Below are 23,523 nucleotides of genomic sequence, written 5' to 3'. Positions count from 1 at the left end.
TTGGATTCCTAAACGCCGAAATAGCGCACTAAATCGTTGTTCCGGACGTCTAAGATGACTTTCAAAATCAAATAGATGTATGAAATATTTCACAAAGCAATTTGCATTAATCTTTTTTTCAACAATTTTCAGTTTTGCTTATTCTCAAAAACGGGAACTGGATCCGCAAGCATTTTCCGACTCGATCCGGCAAACGGGAATTCAGCTGCTGGATGTGCGTACCTCCGGTGAATACGAACAGGGGCATCTGACGGGAGCGCTTCAGGCAGACTGGAACAACCCGGATCAGTTTCGCGAACGGGTCGCTTCTCTCGACAAGCAAAAACCCGTATACATCTATTGTTTAGCGGGTTCCAGGAGTGCAGCTGCTCAAAAATGGATGCTCCAGGAAGGCTTCAAAAAGGTTGTTAACTTACGCGGCGGAATCAATGCGTGGAACCTCGAAGATCTACCGGTTGAAAGTGCTCAAAAAGTTCCCCAGATCAGTTTGACCGATTTTCTGAATTCGATTCCGAAGGATCGGGAAACGGTATTGGTCGATTTCGGTGCAGAATGGTGTCCGCCGTGCAGGAAAATGACTCCAATTATGAACGAATTAGAAACGGAAGGTTATGCCATTTTAAAGATTGATGCCGGTTCACAGACTCAACTAACAAAGGAGTTGAAGGTTGAAAAGCTACCGACATTTATTGTCTTCAAAAATGGGGTGGAAAGCAAGCGGATTACCGGTTTATGCACCAAAGAAGACTTAAAAAAAGCACTGGAATAACGTTTTTATTCCAGTTTTCGAAATCATTAAGAAGTACTGAATTTTATCTGCTAAAAAGGAGAAATAACTGTTCAAAAACGGCTCTCACAAACCATTCGAAGCACAAACAGATTGTAGTTATTGGCTCAAAAGTACAATGGCTTCTTCCCGCTCTTTCCACACCTCATCAAGCGTCATTCCGATTGCCGGATTGCGGTTCAGCCAGCGCTGAAGATAATCTTTGTGGATCATGATTTTCCAGTCGCTCACCTGGTTCGGGTCGATGCGCTGTTCGCGCACCAATTTGGGAGCAATCAGCTCCAGGGTGTTCGACGTATCGGAAAAATCAAAGCGTTCGCCTTTTATACGGAGGTAGCAGTGGCATTCCGGTAAGGAAGCGTACGATTTCCCCTCGAAAAAACCGGTGAGTTTTGCATGCGTTTCGCCGCTCATCAGGAAAATACCGGCAATCAGTTCCACTTCAGGATGGGCGTTTTCCAGTGCCAATTCAGCCAGAAGTGCATGCTTGGAAGAACACGTCCCCTTTCCTTCTGAAAACACCAAGCTGAAGTCTTCCCGGTTTGCATTGCGACCATATGGAAGTTGTGCAATGAAATGGCAGGCATCTTGAAATGAATTTATGCCAGCTTCACGAAAACGTGTAGAATAAACTTGATCGGACGAGAGTTGAAAATCTATCATATAATTCCGAATTCTTAATGACGAGTTCCGAATGACTTTTACTCGTAATTCGGCATTCGTAAATTCGTCATTACATACCCGGCATTCCGCCGCGCATTCCCTTCATTTGCTTCATCATGCTCATCATGTTTTTCGGATTACTCATCATTTTCATCATTTTCTTCGTATCCTCAAACTGCTTGAGCAATTTGTTCACTTCCTGGATGTTTGTTCCGGAACCTTGTGCAATGCGGTTTTTACGCTGCCCGTTGATCAGGGATGGATTTGAACGTTCTTTCGGAGTCATGGAGAAGATAATTGCTTCGATGTGCTTGAAGGCATCATCCTGGATATCGACGTCTTTCACCGCTTTCCCCATTCCCGGGATCATTCCCATCAAATCTTTGACGTTACCCATCTTTTTAATCTGCTGGATTTGTCCTAAGAAGTCGTTGAAATCGAACTGGTCTTTCTGGATTTTGCGCTGTAATTTGCGGGCTTCTTCTTCGTTGAATTGCTCCTGGGCGCGCTCCACGAGGGAAACCACGTCACCCATTCCCAAAATACGGTCAGCCATACGCTTCGGATAGAACACATCCAATGCGTCCATCTTCTCACCCGTTCCGACGAATTTGATCGGCTTGTCTACCACTGTTTTGATCGACAAAGCAGCTCCACCGCGTGTATCACCATCCAATTTGGTCAATACAACTCCATCAAAATTGATGCGGTCATTGAAGGCTTTTGCGGTATTTACAGCATCTTGTCCGGTCATGGAGTCAACCACAAACAAGGTCTCAGTCGGATTCAGCGCTTTTTTCACACGCTCAATCTCGTCCATCATCGCCTCATCTACCGCCAAACGACCAGCCGTATCGACAATCACTACATTGAAACCTTTGCTTTTCGCATAGTTTACTGCTTCGGTAGCGATCTTCACCGGATCTTTTTCTTCTTTATTGGAGAAAACCTCGATTCCCAGTTGCTCTCCCAACACGTGGAGCTGGTCGATCGCCGCCGGACGATACACGTCACAGGCAACCAATAGAGGCTTCTTGTTTTTCTTTGTTTTCAGGTAATTCGCCAGTTTCCCGGAGAATGTCGTTTTTCCCGATCCCTGAAGACCCGACATCAATACGATTCCCGGATTTCCCTGGATCTGGATTTCGCTTTCGTTTCCTCCCATCAGTTCTACCAACTCTTCGTGGCAGATCTTCACCATCAACTGGCTTGGAGAAATCGCTGTCAATACATTCTGTCCCATTGCCTTGTCTTTCACACGAACGGTGAAATCCTTGGCTGTTTTAAAATTCACATCGGCATCCAGCAAGGCTCTGCGAACCTCTTTCAATGTCTCTGCTACGTTAATTTCAGTAATTTGTCCTTGTCCTTTTAAAACTTTAAAGGCGCGTTCAAACTTATCGGTAAGATTATCAAACATGCTATTGAGCGATTTTTTTGGAGTACAAAGATAAGAGTAATTGAACATCTAAAAGGTAAAATGGACAAGGAATTACAAGAAGATTTCCCGGAAAATGTGTTTGTCCCGTTTTCATCCTGTGCGGATTGAAGGAAAACAGCTTGAAAAAAATTATTTTCGGTGTTTAAAATTCAAACGATGCGGTTTCTTGCGCTTTTCATCCTCTCCGGCTTCTTTTCCCTGAACTATTCCTTTGCAGGAAAGGGAACATTTGTGATTCACACCAAAGAAATCGTACACACGTATGCCGAAAGCACTCATTCTGAAGACGTAAACAACGCGTTGAAGCTCCTGGAAAAGTATGTCTATGAAATCGTCTTATCTAAACTGCAAAAAACGGATAAACTGACATCAAATACCCGCATTTACCTGAAAGAAAACAAACAGCTCCATCCGGATGGATTCGTGATTTCGGTTCAAAAGAACAGGCTGGCAATTGAAGGCGGAATACACAAAGGCGTAACTTACGGCGTGATTCACTTACTGGAAAAATACCTTGGATGCCGGTACCTGAGTCCGGACTTCCAGATTGTTCCCTATCAAAGTCACGTCAGTATTCCGTGCCAGGTTATCAAAGACACCCCTGCAAACGATGTCCGGATTATCAACCTGTATTTCCCTGAAAATCCCGAATACCGTGACTGGCTTCGTCTCAATACCATCGAAGAGATTTATCCCGACGGGTATTTTGTGCACACTTTCCACCGGCTGGTTCCCCGCGAAATGTATTTTCAGTCACATCCCGAATATTTTGCGCTGGTAAACGGAAAACGGAGTTTTGATCAGCTGTGCCCGAGTAACCCGGAAGTCAGAAAGCTCATCATAGAGAAACTGCGCGAAGAAATGGCTAAACAGCCGCAGAAACAAAAATGGTCTGTGAGTCAGAACGACAATTTCTCGTATTGCAAGTGCGACGCCTGCAGAGACCTCATTGAAGCGGAAGAAAGTCCAGCCGGGCCGATCATCCACCTGGTAAACGAGGTTGCCGCTCAGTTTCCGGATAAGGTTATTTCTACATTGGCCTACCAATACAGCCGGAAAGCGCCGGTAAAGATCAAACCACGTCAAAATGTGGAAGTGATGCTCTGTTCCATCGAACTCCACCGGCACTTGCCGATTGAAAACGATCCGGAATGTGTCAGTTTCAAAAAGGACGTAGAGGACTGGGGTAAAATCTGTTCCAACATTTTCCTGTGGGATTATACGATCAATTTCAACCATAGCATCTCCCCTTTCCCGAATCTTCACATTCTCCAGCCGAATATCCAGTTTTTCACCAAAAACCACGTCAATGCTTTGTTTGAGCAATCAAACAGTACCACGGGTTATGAATTTTCGGAGCTGAAGGCCTATTTGCTTTCCAGACTGATGTGGAACCCAAACGCCGACATCGAAAGCGAAAAACAGGTTTTCCTGAACAGTTACTACGGAGCTGCAGGCCCGAAGATGAATGAATACATCCTCTCGCTGGAAACTGCTTTAAAAGAAACCGGAAGCAAACTCTGGATTTACGAACACCCGGTGGTACACCAAAACGGATTGTTTTCCGAAGAACGCATGAATCACTACAAACATTTATTTGACGAAGCTGAACAAGCGGTAAAAGATGATCCGGTGTCGTTGAACCACGTGCAACTGGCTCGTCTGCCGATCCAATATGCAGAGATGGAAATTGCGGCAAACAACATGTTTTCAAAACGGGGCTGGTACGAACTGAAAGAAGGAAAAGCGATTCCGAACCTGCAGCTCCGGGAAACGTTGGATGCGTTTGAGCAAACGTGTCTCCGGAATGCCGTTCCAACCGTCAACGAAGCAGAGTTGGCTCCTTCGGATTACATTCGCTCCATGCGCAGCATGATGGATGTGAACATTGAAGGAAACAAGGCTTTCGGTAAAAAAGTGAGTGCTTCGGTTCCACCGGATAAAAAGTACCTGAACGGCGACCTCTCCTACCTGACGAACGGCGTAAACGGTGCGAGCGATTACAACATCCACTGGCTCGGCTGGTCGGGAACAGATACGGAACTGATCCTGGATCTCGACAGCACGACTACCGCACAAACGATTTCCATTCATTCCCTCTGGAATGCCAAAAGCTGGATTCTCCACCCGGCATCGGTTTCCTGCAGTGTTTCTGCCGACGGGAAACATTATGTTTCAATCGGAACACTCCGGAATGAAGGGGAACAGCAGCAAGAAGAACCAATCCGCTCCTACACTTTTGAAACAGGTAAGCAACCGTTCCGCTACGTAAAATTAACGGTTCAGGGAACCAAAACCTTGTTCAACTGGCATCCTTCGGCCGGAGGAGATTCTTGGTTTTTCCTCGATGAAATAACGATTACTAATTGAGAATTGAAAATGTAGCATTGAAAAGCCTTTTCAATGATCAATTGTACATTGTCAAATCTACATTCAATTAGAAAACCGGACTAACGCGCTGTAGCCGGTGAGTCCCAAAGACTGTGTCATCACTCCGCCGATAAACGTAGAATCGTTCACGAATGACAGCGATCCAGCCAAACGGTAACTATTCACGCTCTGCGGATGGTTTTTGAAATTCATGTAGGTCAATCGTTTTTTACTGCTTCCGTCTGCATTCATCATCCACCAGTCGGCGCCCTGGAGCTGTCCGGGGAAAATCGTGCAGTCTTTCCCGGTCATGTACACAATCCGTTGTCCGTTTGGCGTGTATGTCGGCGACTGGGCAAAACTTTCGGTTGTGAGTTTGGTGGTATTTCCGCTTGCAAGATTGATGCGGTAAATCGGCGTTGCAATGAGGTTATGGGATTCAAACGTGCTGTAGACCAGGATATCCGTTTTGTCGGGACTGATACTTTCGACTTCTCCACCCGCAGGTTGTCCACCCGGCTGGTAGGTACGGATATTGGAAAAAACCGGCCCCGGATTCCAGGAAACATCTGCGACTTTGAACACATAAGCTCCGGCAGCGAGATTCAAATCGAACAATACCGGTGCCTGAATGCGCTCCGTCCAGGCAAACAGCGTTCCGTCGTGCGAAATGGCTCCATGGATAATCCCGTGGTCGTAATCATTCGGGAAATTGGTCATCTTCCAGGCCTGGCTTCCATCCCGCTTGATGATCCACAGATCGGTGTAAGCTCCATAACCGGGAATTGCGTCTTCCGGAGTTCGGGTATGCCCGCTTTCCGAAACGTAATCCGTTTTCTCGACATAGCAATACAGGTACTGTCCGCTCGGATCCCATTCTTCCGCCCACTGGTGGCGGTCGGATGCCCAGCCGGAGTAAGTCAGCTGCACTTCTCCCGTTCCGTCGTAATTGGAAATGTAGATTTTATAAGTTCCGTTTGCATCGGGTTTGTTATAGGCAACACTGTTCGTCGTTTCGTTATAGATCACTCCCATCGCGTTTTCTTTGTAGACTTCCATCGAAGCGTAAGAGCTCCCGTCATTCTCCGGATCTACTTCAGTTTTCTTACAGGAACTGCAAAATAAGAGTAAACATCCTATCACTGAAACTGGAATCTTCATACAATGATTTTATAACCAATCGAATATATTCAAAAATTATAAATTATGAATTACGAATGCCTAATTACGAATTGAAAATGGAGAAGTTAAAAGTGAGAATTGAAAATTACCGGGATGTCTTGTCGAGTTTCCGCCATGTGTTTTCGATACATCCCTGACGATTCACTTCGTTGCTGTCAGGAATACTCAAACTGACACGGCGGAAGTATCGAGACAGACAGTCAACGACCCGGAACTCCGGATTCGGAACTCGTAATTCGGAATTATCCTTTCAGCCCCAGCTTCGAGTTTTTCCGGCTATACAGGAAATAGATCACCAAACCGACCACCAGCCAGATCATGAATGCAATCCAGTTTTTCAGTTCAATCTGGCTCATCATGTACAAACAGGAAAGCAGACCAAGCAGCGGGATCAGCGACAGGTTTCTGCGGATCGTTACAATGGTAATAAAGAAGGTAAAGAGGATGAAAATCCAGGTTGGGATCTTGTGTGCAAAATGTGTGAATCCGGAATTATACAAGCGTTTTCCCGAAACCCCAATCGGTTTCAAGGCATCTTCAATGGCCATTTTCGGCCCCTGATTGTAGTAGCTCTCCAGGTTCGAGTCCATCAGTTTGAATCCTTTTTCATCGTAGCCTTCCAGGAAATGAACCAGTTTTTTGGTAGTTGCCGAATCCAGCTGCGATACCAGCGAATCTTTCGAGTGACTCTTGATTCCTTTCAGGGAAGACGGTAAATCGATCTTCGGAGCCTGCTCAAAATAAGCCAGCAAATCGGATCCCACGCGGGCAAAACCGGTTTCATCCAGTTTGGAAACTGCTTCGCGCAATTGTGCTGTTTCCTGTTCGTTGAGATCCACAATCAGGTCTTTCGCTTCTTTCAATTCCGAACGGTTAGTCAGGAATCCGACCAATTCTTCTTTGTATTGCGTAAAGCCAAGCACCAATCCCCCGGCTACTAAAACAGGCAATACATATTTTCCATTCACATAAGGTGTCCTGAATTTTCCTCTTGGAATATCTGTTCTGTTTTGAAGGATGAGCACACCTCCACACACCAATACAAAGGCAAACAGCGTTCCGATACTACACAAGTCCGTCACCATCGTGAGGTTCATGAACAAAGCAGGAACCGCTACTACAAATCCCACCACAACGGTTGCAAACGAAGGTGTTTTGTATCTCGGGTGCACTTTGGAGAATTTCTTCGGCAAAAGACCGTCGCGGCTCATCGACATCCAGATACGTGGCTGTCCCATCTGAAACACCAGCAATACGGAAGCCATCGCAATCACGGCAGAAACGGCGATAATCCCCGACATCCATTTCAGGTCGATTTCGCGGAAAACAAATGCGAGCGGGTCTCCTACAGCGAGTACTTTATAATTCACCAATCCCGTGAGGATTAACGAAATAATGACATATAAAACGGTACAAATGATAATTGCCCACATCATTCCACGGGGAAGATCGCGCTGCGGATTTTCACATTCTTCAGCAGTTGTGGAAATGGCATCAAACCCAATGTAGGCGAAGAAAACGGCAGAAACTCCCTTCAGGATTCCGGAAACACCATTTGGGGCAAACGGACTCCAGTTGGAGGTATCGACATAGAAAATTCCGACCGCAATGACCAGCAAAATAATCGCCAGTTTGACGATCACCATGGCGTTGCTCGCATTCCGGCTTTCCTTCATTCCGCGGTAAACCAACCAGGTAATCAATACAATGATAAACAGCGCCGGAAGGTCAAAAATGATGTGCAGACCAAATAAATTCGGGGCAGTATCCCAGGCTGTATGGGCCGCTTGCAGACTTTGATCCAGATTCTCAAAGAGTTTTCCACCCTGCATCAAAGCAGTCGCTTCGTTGTAACCGTTATGAGCAGTGAGGTAATCTGTTTGAATCCATTGTGGGAGGTGAACCCCCAGGCCGTCGAGCATCCCGGTGAAATAATCGCTCCAACTGATCGCAACGGTGATATTCCCGATGGCGTATTCCATGATGAGCGCCCACCCGATAATCCAGGCAATGATTTCCCCGAAAGCAACATAGGAATAAGTATAAGCAGAACCCGCAACCGGAACCATCGAAGCAAACTCTGCATAGGCAAAAGCGGCAAAACCACAAGCAATTGCGGTGAAAATAAATAGGAAAATCACCGCCGGACCTCCATTCGAACTGGCTTCACCAATCGTGGAAAAGATTCCCGCCCCGATAATCGCTGCAATTCCGAATGCTGCTAAATCCCTCACCCGCAAGTGCTTCCCTAAAGCCTCATGTCCGTCAGCCCCACCTTGTTGGGCAGCTGTCAAAATATCCTGAACCGTTTTCTTTCTAAAAAGCGAGTTTTGTTTCATAGTATGTTGCAAGGGAAGCAAATGTAACAATAATCACAAGGATGTCAAGTCGATAATAATTCTTCATTTTTCGCAATATTTTGGCAGATTCACTACTTTTACCCCCACTTACCTAAAAAACTGGTTATGTTAAAGAAATCATTCATTCTAGCCTACTCCCTAGCAATTTCAGGTTTTTTCACTGCATTTGCGCAAACCAAAATCGACTTCGACCACTATACCACACTCAGTTCACGAGGAAGTATACCCGAAGATTTTAGCTTATCAACTTATCAAAAAATTGAACGCGACATCAAGGCAGACCGTCCGGAATTGGCTGCTTCGCTCAGAAGAAAATTTTATACCGGAATCCACACATCGATTGATGAAATCATTCATTCGGAAGTGTGCGTGTTCGGAGATCCGATTTCAGATTATGTCCGCGACATTGCCAAAAACCTGTTGAAAGATGACAAGGAAACGTTCAAAATGCTGCGTTTTTACACCTTGAAATCCAATGAAACGAATGCTTTTTCTACCGACCAGGGAATTATTTTCGTTACAACCGGATTGGTTTCACAGGTAAGTTCCGAGGCTCAGATTGCCTATGTACTGGCGCACGAAATTGCCCATTTTAAAAGAAAACACGTATTGGAGCGCTTCAAGCAGAAAACGGTTCTGAAAAATGCCAATTACTATGAATTGAGTACCTACAGTAAGGATCGTGAGCTGGAAGCAGATTCGGATGCCATCGAAATTTACAAGAATGCGGGTTACGATGAATCATTGATCGAACCTACTTTCGACGTGTTGATGTACTCTTACCTGCCGTTCGACGAGGTGAAAATTCCGGAAACCTTCTTCAATTCCAAAGAGTTTTACGTACCGACGTTTAAATTCCCGAAAGAAGGATTCCCGATTACAGCCGAAGAGAATTACAACGACAGCAAGAGTTCTCACCCGAATATTTCCAAGCGGAAAAAACAAGTGATCGATGTATTGGCAAAAGGAAATGGCTGGAATGGAAAAGCAGATTTGCTTGGAACGGATCGTTTCAATGAAATCCGCAATATTGCGCGCTTCGAGACCGTTCGAAATGCCATTCTTGCTCTAGATCTGACGAATGCACTGTATTCGATTTTCGTCCTGAAAAAAGAATTCCCGAACTCTCACTACCTGAAAGTAATGGAAGCAAAAACGTGGCTGGCGCTGGCTCAAACAAAGTCTGCATCCATGTCAAAACCCTTCGAATCCAAATCACACAAGGAAGGTGAAATTGCAACCTTGCACGCTATTTTGAAGAAAATGGACAAACTGGAGGTTTCCACCATTGCCTTAAGACATGTTTATGATATCCGGGCAGAAAACCCGAATGATTTGGAGATTCGTGCCATCTACGACCGCATGGTTGAAACGGCTGCCAACACGAAGCAGTTTTCGCTGGATGCTTTCTCCAAATACAATTACAACCAGGCATTTGCCCTGAACAAAGCGTACAATGATTCGATTGCAAAAATTCCTGCAGACAGTCTGAACAAGCCTGAGCCGGAGAAAAACACCGGATCGAAATACGACAAGATCAAGAAAAAGCGTTCGGCAGACGGAAATATCAATGCGCAGGTATTCGACTCAACCGCTTTTTACCTGTATGGAATGTCAGATATTATTTCGGACAGCAGTTTCGTGAAGCTGTTCAAAGAAGATCAGAGCAAATCCGCCAGCACCAAAAGCGAATCAGAAAAAGAGAAAAGTATGAACCTGATTCCGGCTATTCCCGACCTGAAATCAAAAAGCATCGCATTGGTAGAGCCGGATGTCGAAATCCTGGAATCGTCCAAGAAAACCATCAGGATGTCGGACATGATCAAGGCGGAATCTACCGAACTCATTCTGGACGAAGCCAAAGCAAACGGGTATAACGTGAGTGTGGACAACGCGCCGTCGGAACTGAGTATCGAAGGAATCAACACCTTTATGTATATCAAATCGGCACTGAGACAAAACGACGCGTACTCCAAGGTGAATTTCTTCCCGGTAGATTATGCTGTTTTACAGGATCTGGCGAAAAAATACGATTCGGATGTAATCATGATCCCGAACATTTTCTATGTAGACAACCGCAAGAGCGACCCGATGGAAATTGCAAGACCGGTTCTGGCTACCTGGTACGTTCCGCCGATGGCGTTGATCCTGATGACCGGAAAATTACTGGATGCTCAAAAAACACTGATCAACTTTATCGGAGTGGATCTGAAAAACGGTCATGCGGATTTCTCCAAAATTTACCAGATTAACGGAAGACCTTCCAAAGTAATGCTGGGCTCCAAGTATTATGAAATTTTCAAATCAACTAATTAAGACCTCATGTTCAAGTCAATATCATTTGTATTCGCCCTGTCGCTGATTGCTTCTTCCACTGCATTCGGACAAACAGGTTCAACGACCGCTAAGAAAAAAAATTCGGACGTCGGTTTCTACGGAAAGCGTTTTGTGATGCAGTTTGGTGCCGGTTTTCACCACAATTCCGTGCTCAAGCTTGCGAGCTACCCGGAACGCCAGTTGAGAAACAACTCGTTTTACCTCAGCTATAAATCACGTATTCCAAACGACCAGTTCAACTACAGCGTTTACGGAAACCTGGGAGTTGTTTTGAAAGCCAGAACAACATTATCCCTCGATTTTAACTACTATTTCGGGAATATTTTCCTGAAAAATGTAGGCGGAGTCGGGTATTACGATTCATACGGGTATTACTATTACACCAATGGATATGATGCTCGGGTTAAGTACAACACTTTCCGGATCATGCCGCGCATTGAGCTGGCTGCAAATGGAGCCAATGCGCCCGTAGGATTGGTAAATATCCTGGGAATCGGGGTTGAAATGTCGAAATTGAAATCCGGGAATTACACTGCTATCACGGCATATGACAGTGGTTTAGGATCAACCATTTCAGACAGGGACATCCAGATGGTCGACGAAAAGGTGTTTAACCTGACGTTTCTCTACGGTTTGGAATACCGTTTGCCGATTTCGAAAAACATTGCCTGGAATTTCGGTGGGTATGCCCATTTGAACATCCCGGTTCAGTTCCTGATTGATGAAGGTCCGTTTGGTACATCGAGCTATTCTTCATCCCAGCAAACCTACGACCAGCAGCATAAAAATCAATTGGGCAAATACCGTTTCCAAAACTTGTTCAGTGTCAGAACCGGTATCGTCATCATGCTTTAAAATCGATTTTGTTATAAAACGGTATTATTTTCCAACCTTTTGGGAATAATCTCATTTAAAGGCTAAACAAAGTTTACCGTTTGTATAAAAAACAAGCAATTTTTACGTCCAAATCAATAACTTTGATAAAAAAATAAACTATGAAATTAAATTTACTCTTAGCTACAAGCTTAATTACAGGGGCGGCATTCGGCCAGTTCACGCAAGCGAATGAGCCTGCAATCGGAACCACTGCAACAATGTATGTACTTGATTCTAACGCTACAAATTACGCTTCTGCGACAGGTGCAAGCGCTACCTGGGATTACAGCACAACTCCGGGATACTACGGTTCAACAAAAACAGTTGCGGTAGTTACTCCTTCCAGCACAGCGAACGGTTCAAGTTATACAACCTCTACGAAGGCAATTGACATGCCTGGGTTCATGACAACTTACTTCACTTCATCTGCTTCTGCACGTACTTCTCAGGGGTTTGCTTTTGACGGTGGTGCTGCTGCAGGAACTGTGAAAGTGATTTTGAGTTCTGATCCTGAAACGTTGATGAACTATCCTTTTGCTTACGGAGGTTCATTGACAGATGCGTTCTCCGGAACAGCTGAAACAAGTGTTGGAACATTCAATACAACGGGAAGCATTACTGCATCTGTGGACGGAACAGGAACATTGAAACTGAATTCCGGTACTACTTTGAACAACATCACACGTTACAAATTGTCTGATCAGGCAAATGCAACTACCATTTTCGGAAACATCGTGATGACTCGCGTGCAATACGAATACTACGATTTGTCAAACTCAGGATCATTGCCAGTATTCGTTCACTGCGAACTGACCATTGACCTGGCAGGAACTCAAATGGTACAGCACCTGGTAATGAGCAGCGTTGCTCCGGACGAGTACCTGAGCATTTCTGAAAACAACAAAGCAACTTTCGGAATGTACCCGAACCCGGCAAATGAGGCTGTAGTATTGACAGGATTGGCTGGAAACGAAAACATTTCTATCGTTGATTTGGCTGGAAAAACAGTATACACTGCAACAGCTTCAAACGCTACACAAACTTTGAACATCGCTGATCTTCAGGCTGGAATCTACAACGTAGTAGTTGTTTCCAACGGTGTGAAGACAACTAAAAAATTGACTGTCAACTAATCAGGTTAGTCACATACTTTGAAAGCCCTGGCGATTTCGTCAGGGCTTTTTCATTTCTACGAACCGCTCTTCTCTTTTTCGTTTTTTTTCTTTAAATTGCCTCACTATCTGCAATTAACAAATTACTACAAATAAGGTATTTCCACACCCGGATCTGATCCGGAGCCAGGTACCTCCCACACGCACACTACCATGAGGTATTTTATCCTTTTTATTACTACTAACCTTTTAGCTAACGTTGTTTCATTCGCTCAATGCACTGCTGATGCAGGTACCGACACGTTCGTATGTCCGGGAGCAACCGTTCAGCTGGGTGGCAGTCCTGCGGGAAGCGGCCCCGGAACGCTCAGTTACTCCTGGTCACCTGCAAGCGGACTTTCCTGTACCACTTGCCCGAATCCCATCGCAACGGTGTCGGCAAACCAGGTCTATACACTGACTGTCAGTTCCTCCTCCGGATGCACCGATGTGAGTACTGTTTCGGTAGGTCTTTCACCCGTTCCAACTGCATCTTTCAGCTTTTCCGGGAACAACAGCTGTTCCAACCTCCCGATTCAGTTCACGAATACCTCATCCGGAAGTGGTTTGAGTTACTCCTGGAACTTCGGGGATGCTTCTTCCGGTTCTCAAAACACCAGCAGTCAGGCCAACCCTTCGCATCTATTTCATGCCAGCGGAGCAGGAACTCAAAACTATACCGTAACGCTCACAGTGACCAATGCTTCAGGCTGTACTTCGAGCTTCAGCCAAACGGTTACCATCAGTGCACTACCCAACCCGGCTTTAATGGATCCGGTTGCTGAAATGCGCAATTGCGATGGGTCTGATTTCGCCATGACGGTTTATGATGCTTCCTCCACCAACCAGGTTTCTTCCTATGTCATTCAATGGGGAGATGGTTCGCCCGATTTCAACTCGGCAACCTTTCCGGGAGGTGGGGTTTCGCATACTTATACCACTTCGGAGATTTTCACGCTGAATTACATTCTTACCGGGCTCAATGGCTGCGTCGACACTACTTCATACAACATCGCCAATATTACCAACCCGGCAATCGGCGCGGCAAACCCGGGTGCTACTACCGGATGTGGCCCGATTACGCTTTGTTTTCCTCTCAGTAACTACGCTTCCAATCACAGCACCACTTTTTATGTTGTGGATTATGGCGACGGTTCTCCGAAAGACACTTTGCAACATCCGCCACCGGCAACGATCTGTCACACCTATAATACTTCTTCCTGCGGACAAAGCGGTAACCAATTTGTGTTCCGGATCAAGGCAATCAATCTCTGCGACAGTAGTGAGGCTTCCATCTCCCCGATTCGTGTCTATACCGGGCCTCAATCCAACTTTACGGTAGCAGCGGTGAATAATTGTGTCGGGGCCAATGTGAGTTTTATCAACTCCACACAGGCGGGTTACAACAGTGCTTGTAGCTCCAGCACGTTGTTTCAATGGAACTTCGGCGATGGACAAACACTCACAACAACGACACCTACCAATCCGACGCATGTATACACCAGTCCCGGAACGTATACTGTTACGCTGACAACCACAAACAGCTGCAGCGTCAATACCATCACCCGAACTGTTTGTATCGAAAGTCCTCCGGCTCCTTCCTTTACCTTAAGTCCCTCATCGGCATGCATTCCATTTACGACTCAGATTACCAATACTTCCAGTACGTTAAATACCTGCAATGTGACCAGAACCTGGACGGTGCTTTTCAACGGAAGTCCCTGTCTGCCGTCATCCGGAGCATTTTCGTTTACGGGTGGAACCAACGCCACTTCTGCAAATCCTCAAATTCAATTCACACAACCCGGAAATTACACCGTGCGGCTGACCCTGAGTAATTCCTGCGGTTCTTTTACAGCCAATCAGGCAGTTGTGGCACAAGCTCCGCCACAAGTCACGATAAATGCCATTCCGAGTGTGTGTGCAGGAGCCAGCGTTAGCCCCACAGCAGTAGTAAACGATTGTCTGGAACCTTCCGATGCATATTCCTGGACTTTTACAGGCGGAACACCGTCCACTGCCAATACCTTGATTCCCGGTTCTGTGAACTTCCCTGCTTCCGGAACATTCCCGGTTTCATTAGCCGTTACCAATGCTTGCGGAACAACAACTGCCAATGCTTCTGTGGTAATCAAACCCATTCCGCCGTCGCTCAATCCACAGGTGAATAGCCCGATTTGTGCCGGAAGTACCGCCAATTTCACTTCCAGTTCATCCGCATCCACTACTTATACCTGGTCTGGCCCCAATGCTTTCACAAGCAACCAGCAAAATTTCAATTTAACGAATGTGACTGCTTCACAGGCCGGAACCTATACCGTTTTCGGAACAATGAACGGCTGTCCCGGCCCCAGTTCGTCCGTCACATTGGTTGTCAACCCGATTCCGGTGATTACGGTCACTCCTCCGAGTGCAACTATCTGCCGGGGAGATTCGGTCTCATTCACTGCTTCCGGGGCAAGTACCTATACCTGGAGTCCGGCAACCGGGCTTTCTGCAAGCAATACAGCCAGCGTAAATGCCAGTCCGACAGCTACACAAACGTATACTGTAACGGGATCAAACGGAACGTGTTCCGGCACCAGAACGGTGGTTGTCACGGTGAATCCATTACCTGTTGTCAACGCCGGGCCGAACGTAACGCTTTGCAACCAACCCATTCCCTATTCCTTAGCTCCAACTCCAACGGGAGGAACATGGACGGGAACAAATGTCACTTCCGGAGGTGTTTTCACTCCGAACGGAACAGGAACTTTCAACCTGGTGTATTCGTTTACCAATGCCAACGGATGCACCAACCGTGACACTGTTCTTGTAACAGTCGTTGATCCTACTCCGGCTTCCGCTGGGCCCGATTCGAGCAGGTGTTTCGGCTCGCCGGCCATCACACTCACCGGAACTCCCGCCGGGGGAACCTGGAGCGGAACCGGGATTACTGCCGGTGGGGTCTTCACTCCAAATACCGTTGGAACCCATCAGCTTGTTTATACCTTCGGAACGGGAACCTGCTTATCGCGCGACACCATGCGGATGATCGTCAACCCCTTACCAACGGTTAATGCCGGACCCGATTTCCCGCTCTGTATCGATGCGGGAGTTCAAACACTTTCCGGAACCCCGGCAGGTGGAACCTGGACAGGAACCGGAATTACGAACTCAACAGGAACATTCGACCCGGCAACCGCAGGAACAGGAACCAGGACACTGACCTATTCGTTTACCAATGCCAACGGCTGCTCGGCCTCAGACAACCTGGTAATTACGGTCAATCCTTTACCGATTGTCAACGCTGGGCCGGATACAACGGCCTGTAATCAACCCAATCCGTTTACACTGAGCCGTTCACCGGCCGGAGGAATGTGGTCTGGCCCCAATGTGAGCCCTTCCGGAGTGTTTACCCCAAATGGAACGGGAACTTTCACGCTGACATACACCTTTACGAACGCAAACGGATGTACTGCGAGCGACACCCGTGTTGTAACGATCATCAGCCCGACCCAACCGGATGCAGGGCCTGATTTCGCAGTCTGTATCGATGCTCCGAATGTGACTTTAAGCCCGACACCAAGTGGCGGAACCTGGACGGGTTCGTATGTCAGTACCAGTGGAATTTTCAATCCGACCATTGCCGGAACATTCAATTTGGTTTACACCCTGGGATCGGGAGCCTGTTTGTTACGAGACACTGTTAGGGCATTGGTGAATCCGCTTCCGGTTGTGAATGCAGGAACGGATTTCAGCGTTTGTATTGACGCCGGATTACAAACCGTAACAGGAACTCCTGCCGGCGGAACCTGGACAGGAACGGGAATTACCAATTCTTCCGGGGAATTTACTCCATCCGTTGCAGGAGCTGGAGTTCACAACCTGACCTACTCGTTCACAGACGCAAACGGCTGTAGCAGTTCAGATGTGTTATTGATCACGGTGAATCCGCTTCCGCTTGTCAATGCAGGTGCAGACACGACTCTGTGTAATCAGCCATTTGCCGTTCAGTTCTCCGGAACTCCGAATGGCGGAACCTGGTCGGGAACCGGAATAACTGCCGGCGGACAATTTACTCCCAATTCGGTGGGAACGTTTACGCTTACTTATACTTTCACCAATGCAAACGGCTGTACCAATTCCGATTCCCGGGTTGTAACTGTTGTGAATCCTGCTTTGGCGAATGCCGGGCCGGACCAGGAAATCTGTATCGACATTCCGACTGTGCAACTGAACGGAACACCTGCCAGCGCCACGTGGACAGGACCACACGTTAGTTCGGGAGGTTTGTTTACGATAGCCACAGCGGGAACATTTACGCTTGTTCTTTCGAACGGAGCCGGAAACTGCCTGACGCGCGATACGCTAGTATTTACCGTTCATCCGCTGCCGGTTGTCAGTGTTGGAGCCGATACGTCGTTCTGTCCGAGTGACGATCCGGTGAATTTCACTGCTACACCAGCCAACGGCGTTTGGAGCGGAAACGGTATCACGGATGCCAACCTGGGAACATTCGATCCGGGCACGGCTGCAGTGGGCACACATACCATTTTGTACACCTACACCGATCCGGTTACCGGATGTGTTAACCGTGACAGTCTGCAGGTAACCATCCACCCGATGCCAACAGCCGGATTTTCGTTCAATCCCATTACCTGTATCGGAACTTCGGAGACTTTCACCAATACCAGCTTACTGGGGAGTCAATTCGAGTGGGATTTCGACGATGGAATCACTGCCAACATCAGTTCTCCGGCGCATGCTTACAGCGCCGTTGGATTCTACGATGTAGAATTGATCGTCATTACGGCATTCGGATGTCGTGATACCATGGCTCAATCCATCGAAGTCCGGGAACCACCGCACGCGCTCTTCAGCCTGGCTCCGGATTCTGCATGCGGGCCAATGATCGTATCTTTTTCTGATCTTTCGACCGGGCAAAACCTGAGCTACAACTGGAATTACGGAAACGGACAAAGCAGCACGGATTCGACGCCGGTTTCTCAAACCTACCAGGCAGGCATTTTAGCCGACACCAGTTACACCATTACCTTAAGTCTGACCAATTTCTGCGGAAGCGACAGCCACTCGGAGCAAATTACCGTGATGCCTTCTCCAACGGCGATTTTCGGAACACTGACAAACATCGGGTGTACTCCGCTTGTGCTCGACATGGTGAACAACAGTTACGGATTACCGGACACGTATGAGTGGAATTTCGGCGACGGATCAACTGACACGACGTCTGCTACGACGCTTCAACATACATTTTACACGGGTACGGAAGACACTACCTACACCATTCAACTCATCGTGAGTAATGCATGTGGTTCGGACACAATCCAGCACCAGATCACCGTTCTTCCGCCTCAGGTGAATGCCTTTTTCAATATTGACGCTCCGGATGGCTGCGTTCCTCATACGATTCAACTGACCCAGTTTTCGCAGGGAGCCAGTTTCTCTTCCTGGGATTTCGGTGACGGGAATATTTCCAGTGTTTACAATCCTACGCACACGTTTACCGCTCCGGGAACGTATGTCGTTTCACTTTTTGCAGCGGGTTGCGGGTTCGACACGACCACCACCCTTGTCACCGTGCACCCGATGCCTTCCATCGATTTCAGCGCACCGGATTCGGTTTGTGTGAACCAGGTATTTGCTTTTACGAATCTGAGTACCAATATTGCTTCGGTAAACTGGGATTTCGGCGACGGAACCGGTTCTACGCTGACCAATCCGACACATCATTACACGACACCGGGATATTACCAGGTAACCTTATCCGGAATCAGCCAGACTTATGGCTGCAGCACACAAATCACCAAAACGATCAAGGTCAACTCCGGGCCCGCATCGCAATTCACACTCGGCCCGAATGCCGGCTGTGTGGAACTGAGCGTGCAATTCACCAATACCAGTACGAATATTGTGAGTTATGCCTGGAATTTCGGAGACGGAAACACATCTGTTCAAAACAATCCTTCGCATACCTACACTTCTCCCGGAGCGTATGCCGCCCAGTTGATTGTGGTTGATAATATCGGATGTACGGACACTTTAGCCCAGGTTGTAACGGTTCATCCGCTTCCGGTGGTTGATTTCAGTTTCACACCGGTTGATCCATGTGTGCAGCCGACCGTGGTCAATTTCACGAACAACAGTACCAACGCGCTTGGTTATAACTGGAACTTCGGCAACGGACTCACTTCAACGCTCACCAATCCAAGCTCCACGTATCAGCAGGTTGGAGATTATGTTGTTTCGCTGGTTGCCACTTCCATTCACGGATGTGTGGACAGTATTCATAAAACCGTTTCTTCCTACCAAATGCCGACTGCTTCTTTCGGCTTACCGACCGATTCTCTTTGCCAGGGAAATCCAATCGATCTGCAGGCCGTTTCGCAATTTGCCGACTCGCTTTCCTGGTATCTGGGTAACGGAGTCATTTTGACAGGGAATCCCCTAACGTACAATTACCCGGCGGACGGAACCTACCACATCGTGCTGATTGCTTATGGTGATGGCGGTTGTAACGATACCGTTGCAGCAAATTCGTCGATCACTATTCTGCCTCAGCCCACTGCCAATTTCGACTATGAAAATCCGGAACCGCTGGATGGAACCGTTGTTTTCACCAACCTGAGCAGTCTTGCCGATTCCTATCAGTGGGATTTCGGAAACGGAAACCACTCTACGGAAGAAAATCCGGTTGAAACGTATGAGGGCGACGGAGAATATACCGTTACACTGATTGCCAATACCCTTTACGGCTGTTCCGATACTGTTGTGAAACCGATTACCGTGGATTTCTTCTTCGGACTGCATATTCCGAATGCGATGAACCCGGGACACAGTGATTTCGAGGTCGCGAATTTCATCCCGAAAGGCGTTGGACTGAAAACCTTTGAATTGCTCCTTTATGACGATTGGGGGAACCTGATCTGGTCTACAACCGCCCTGGATGAGAACGGCCGACCTACAGAATACTGGGATGGCACGTACCGCGGAGAGCCTGTTCAACAGGATGCCTATGTCTGGAAGGCAACCGCCACTTTCCGGAACGAACAAATCTGGGAAGGAAAAGAATATCCGAAAGGACGGATCAAGCGATCCGGAACCGTAACCGTAATCCGATAAGCATATGAGAACACGATTATTGATCACAGCACTCTTACTGGCAGCATCCGGATTAGCTCAGGATCCGAATTTTTCGCAATTCTACAACAACCCGGTGTATTACAATCCATCCATGACGGCGATTAACAACGGAATGGCTATCCGGTTGAATGCGCGTTCACTCTGGGGCCCCATTCCGGGACGATTCAATACCTTTTCTTTTTCTGCGGAAGCGCAAACGATGTACAAAATGGGATTGGGTATCATGGCGTATTCCGATGTGGGCGGAGAAGCACTTTTACGCACAGCCGGAGGGTATGTCAACTATTCCTACCGCCCAGTTGATACAAAGAATTTCATTCTCCAGGCCGGAGTAAGCGGCGGCTTCGTGACCAAAAACATCGATTGGTCCAAACTGACTTTTTCCGATCAGCTGGATGAAACCATGGGAAAATACAAGGAAAGCAGTTTTGTGCGGCCAGGTTACAACAGCGTTTCCTACGCTGATTTCAGTACGGGTTTAGTGATGCGCTTCAACGGGACAACCCGGAAACAGCGCGGATCATTCAAGCGCTTCAACGCAACGCTGGGAGCCGGCATTCACCATTTATCACAACCCAAAGATGCTTTTCTCGGTGATCGGGAAAAACTGCCGCTCAAACTCGTTTTTCATACGCAAGCCAATTTGTTGTTCAATGAATTCATTGTCTCTCCAGGAGCTGTTTTTGAAATGCAGAATGAATTCAAGACGTTTAGTATCGGGAGTAATTTCGTGAGCCAGCCGTTTATTATCGGGATTTGGTTCCGGAACAGAACCGCGGCAATGAGCGTGAAACAATACGATTCATTCATCTTTACGCTCGGATTGAATATGCGAAGCAAGTATGAAACAACCTGGCGCGTGACGTATAATTTCGACATGACGATTTCACGCCTGAAAACGAGCAGCTACGGAAGCCATGAATTATCTCTTTTGTTCGAAATTCCGAACCGGGTATTGTTTTCAAAGAATGTCAACAGCAAAAACATGCGCAGACGCTATCAGTGTCCGAAAGAATTCAGCGGGATGTAAGCTTTATTGGAGTTTGAGTTTCTTCAGGCGTTTTCTGCGTTTCAGGTAAAGCAACCCAAAGAATCCGACCAGGATTCCAGCGATGAACCAAACGAGTGTTTCTTCATACCAGGAGGCCTGGATGCTGAATTCCGTTGTACTTAATTTGGAAAAACGCCCCGTTCCCGGATCAAACAAACGCAATTCCAGCTGGTAGCTTCCGGAACTCAGGTGCTCAAACGTCAGTTTTGTCAAGCCCAGAGAAGTGTTCGACCAGTGAATCTGATCCTCGTCTCCGTTCCGGATCAGGCGGTATTGCAGCTGGTACGGGTGATTTCCCATCAATTCCACCAACTCGTATGAAATTGTGACTTCCGTATTGTCAGACCCGAATGTAGTGGAATTTTTCTTCTGGTAATTTCCAACAGCATTCCCTAAGATAAAGTTCGGAAAAGGCACTTTGATCTTCTCCCACTTGAATTCAAACAACCCGAACTGAGTTGCAATGAGTACTTTATCTCCCAACACCACAAAATCTTTCAGGAACAGGTCATTCATACCGGACAATTCTTCCAAACGCTCCAGGTTTCCGTTCAGATCGGCCGTTTTGTAAAGCGTTTTATCCGTCAGCAGGTAGAAATTGTTGTTGTATAACTTAAACTTGGATACCTGCATATTGCTTCCGTTTTCGCGGAAATTGATCTCATGAACAACCTTGCTGTTCTTGATGGTAAAGATCCGGTTTGCCGAACTTAACACATACCAGGCACCTTGGTGGTACAAAATCTGCGACGGGTCGATGGCTTCGTCAAAATAGCGGATCGATTTGTATTCCAGGTTATCCAGGTTGAGGGAAAACAGTCCGTCGAGGTTTGAAAACAACACTTCATTCGTATCGGATTGCGTGAATTCTTTCACCGGACTTTCCAGTATCACTGTGCGGACAGCTTGCTTTTTCAGTTTATCGCGCAATTCCTTCGGAGATTTTGCATCGAGCGTATACAGTCCTTTGGATGAAACAACCAGGTATTTTCCGGAAGACAACAAAAACGCTTCTTTCACAAACTCGTCTTCCAGCAAAACCGGCATTTCCAGCTTCGGTTGGTTCGATTGCTGTTGTTTCAGGTCATTCGGGAACAGGGTATTCCGCAGTTTCTTTCCGAATTTATTCAGCACCATCATTTCACCGGAACTGCTTCGCGCCAGGACCTCGTTTTTAAATACTTCGAGGAAACTGAATTCGGTCGAATTCACCAGTTTATAGGTTCCCGCCGGCATGCAGTACAGACCTTTGGAGCGGGTTCCGAACCAGGTGTTCTGATCTTTATCGCGAAAAACGGCTGTTACGTTCAGCCCCACGATGACAGAATTCACCCGCATTTCACCTTCTTTCAAAATCACCATTCCCGTTTCGGAAAGCAGGTAAACTTTGTCACCGAACTGAACCGCTTTCTGTACCGAGTGGTTAAAAGCCCCGATCAGCTTGTTGAGGTTTTTGAAGCGCTTATCTGCGTATTTCAGTGAAATGCTTGAATTGGGTCTTACCGGAAAAATCGTGATGCTGTTCTTTTGTGCAACCAGCCATTTCCCGGTCATTCCCGGCAGTGTGCGTGCGGTTTCATCAGTGATATCGACCAGTTCATTGCTCGACAGGAGTGCAAAACGACCTTTGTCATTCTCACAGTAATCGATCAATTCTGCCGATCCTTTCTGGTAGAACGGAATACTTTGCCTGGAAAACTGCTTAAACGGATTCAGTTTGAAATCGTAGACCGCATCGGAACATATGATGCGCAACATATCAGCCGGCCCTTTTTCCAGGCGCAAAATGGTAGTTTTGATCCCCGAAAGCGGCTTGGAAAACACTGTATTCTGTTTGATCTCGAAAAGCTGCCCGGTTTTATTGATTCCAAAAAAACGGTCTTTTACGCGCAGCAACTGCACAATATCTTTCGAATACAATTTCGGGCACGGAATAGCTTTGGATTGAAATCCGTTAAATGAATAAAGTCCCTTGTCCGTCCCGATAATCAATCTCCCGAATGCATCCTGTTCTATCGCCGTGATGTGGTGATCTCCCAAAGAAGTCTCCACCGGGTAATAGTACGATTTTGTCTGAGCAAAAACGAAGGATGTGAACAGCAGGAAGATCGGGAGTAATTTCATAAGATGAAGATCGGTTTTTTATTTTTAGTGAGTGATTT

Annotated in this window: 12 protein-coding genes; 7 read left to right on the top strand and 5 right to left on the bottom strand. The window is 46.9% G+C overall.

Translation table 11 applies throughout. The annotated features are described in order from the left end of the window. The first annotated feature begins 79 nt into the window (after window positions 1-79). Complete coding sequence (locus ABDV94_RS01020; RefSeq protein WP_343604004.1) at window positions 80-769, top strand: rhodanese-like domain-containing protein; 690 nt, start codon at window positions 80-82, stop codon at window positions 767-769. A 117-nt stretch (window positions 770-886) separates the two neighbouring features. Here ABDV94_RS01020 and ABDV94_RS01015 read toward each other — a convergent pair whose 3' ends face one another. Both ABDV94_RS01015 and ffh read right to left on the bottom strand, forming a co-directional pair. Further along, window positions 887-1,450: a hypothetical protein gene (locus ABDV94_RS01015; protein ID WP_343604003.1), complete on the bottom strand. Its 564-nt coding sequence runs from the start codon at window positions 1,448-1,450 to the stop codon at window positions 887-889. A gap of 70 nt (window positions 1,451-1,520) precedes the next feature. Beyond that, a complete protein-coding gene (ffh, locus tag ABDV94_RS01010; RefSeq protein WP_343604001.1) occupies window positions 1,521-2,870 on the bottom strand; it encodes a signal recognition particle protein in 1,350 nt (449 codons plus the stop codon). 177 nt (window positions 2,871-3,047) lie between these two features. On the opposite strand from ffh, the gene ABDV94_RS01005 reads away from it, so the two are divergent. Beyond that, on the top strand, window positions 3,048-5,261 hold the full coding sequence (locus ABDV94_RS01005; RefSeq protein ID WP_343603999.1) for a DUF4838 domain-containing protein: 2,214 nt from the start codon (window positions 3,048-3,050) through the stop codon (window positions 5,259-5,261). Between the two features lie 63 nt (window positions 5,262-5,324). Here the strand turns inward: ABDV94_RS01005 and ABDV94_RS01000 are convergent, their stop codons facing one another. Beyond that, window positions 5,325-6,422, bottom strand: a complete 1,098-nt coding sequence (locus ABDV94_RS01000) for a hypothetical protein (protein WP_343603998.1) — start codon at window positions 6,420-6,422, stop codon at window positions 5,325-5,327. A 263-nt stretch (window positions 6,423-6,685) separates the two neighbouring features. Then, window positions 6,686-8,782 carry an amino acid permease gene (locus ABDV94_RS00995; protein WP_343603996.1) on the bottom strand — a complete coding sequence of 699 codons (2,097 nt, stop codon included), beginning with the start codon at window positions 8,780-8,782 and terminating at the stop codon, window positions 6,686-6,688. 126 nt (window positions 8,783-8,908) lie between these two features. Between ABDV94_RS00995 and ABDV94_RS00990 the strand changes: the two genes are divergently transcribed. The 5 genes from ABDV94_RS00990 (at window position 8,909) to ABDV94_RS00970 (ending at window position 21,340) form a co-directional block, all read left to right on the top strand. Continuing rightward, complete coding sequence (locus ABDV94_RS00990; RefSeq protein ID WP_343603995.1) at window positions 8,909-11,119, top strand: M48 family metalloprotease; 2,211 nt, start codon at window positions 8,909-8,911, stop codon at window positions 11,117-11,119. 6 nt (window positions 11,120-11,125) lie between these two features. After that, window positions 11,126-11,995, top strand: coding sequence for a hypothetical protein (locus ABDV94_RS00985; protein WP_343603994.1), 870 nt, complete (start codon window positions 11,126-11,128; stop codon window positions 11,993-11,995). Between the two features lie 140 nt (window positions 11,996-12,135). Beyond that, window positions 12,136-13,149: a T9SS type A sorting domain-containing protein gene (locus ABDV94_RS00980; protein ID WP_343603993.1), complete on the top strand. Its 1,014-nt coding sequence runs from the start codon at window positions 12,136-12,138 to the stop codon at window positions 13,147-13,149. A gap of 192 nt (window positions 13,150-13,341) precedes the next feature. Continuing rightward, complete coding sequence (locus ABDV94_RS00975; RefSeq protein ID WP_343603992.1) at window positions 13,342-20,289, top strand: PKD domain-containing protein; 6,948 nt, start codon at window positions 13,342-13,344, stop codon at window positions 20,287-20,289. Between the two features lie 4 nt (window positions 20,290-20,293). Beyond that, window positions 20,294-21,340: a PorP/SprF family type IX secretion system membrane protein gene (locus ABDV94_RS00970; RefSeq protein ID WP_343603991.1), complete on the top strand. Its 1,047-nt coding sequence runs from the start codon at window positions 20,294-20,296 to the stop codon at window positions 21,338-21,340. A gap of 3 nt (window positions 21,341-21,343) precedes the next feature. Here the strand turns inward: ABDV94_RS00970 and ABDV94_RS00965 are convergent, their stop codons facing one another. After that, complete coding sequence (locus ABDV94_RS00965) at window positions 21,344-23,485, bottom strand: hypothetical protein (protein ID WP_343603989.1); 2,142 nt, start codon at window positions 23,483-23,485, stop codon at window positions 21,344-21,346. Between the last annotated feature and the right edge of the window lie 38 nt (window positions 23,486-23,523).

It is taken from the genome of Fluviicola sp., from assembly GCF_039596355.1.
Classification (GTDB): domain Bacteria; phylum Bacteroidota; class Bacteroidia; order Flavobacteriales_D; family Crocinitomicaceae; genus Fluviicola.
The sequence above is the reverse complement of the archived record's forward strand: the minus strand, read 5'-3'. Positions and strand labels throughout refer to the sequence as shown.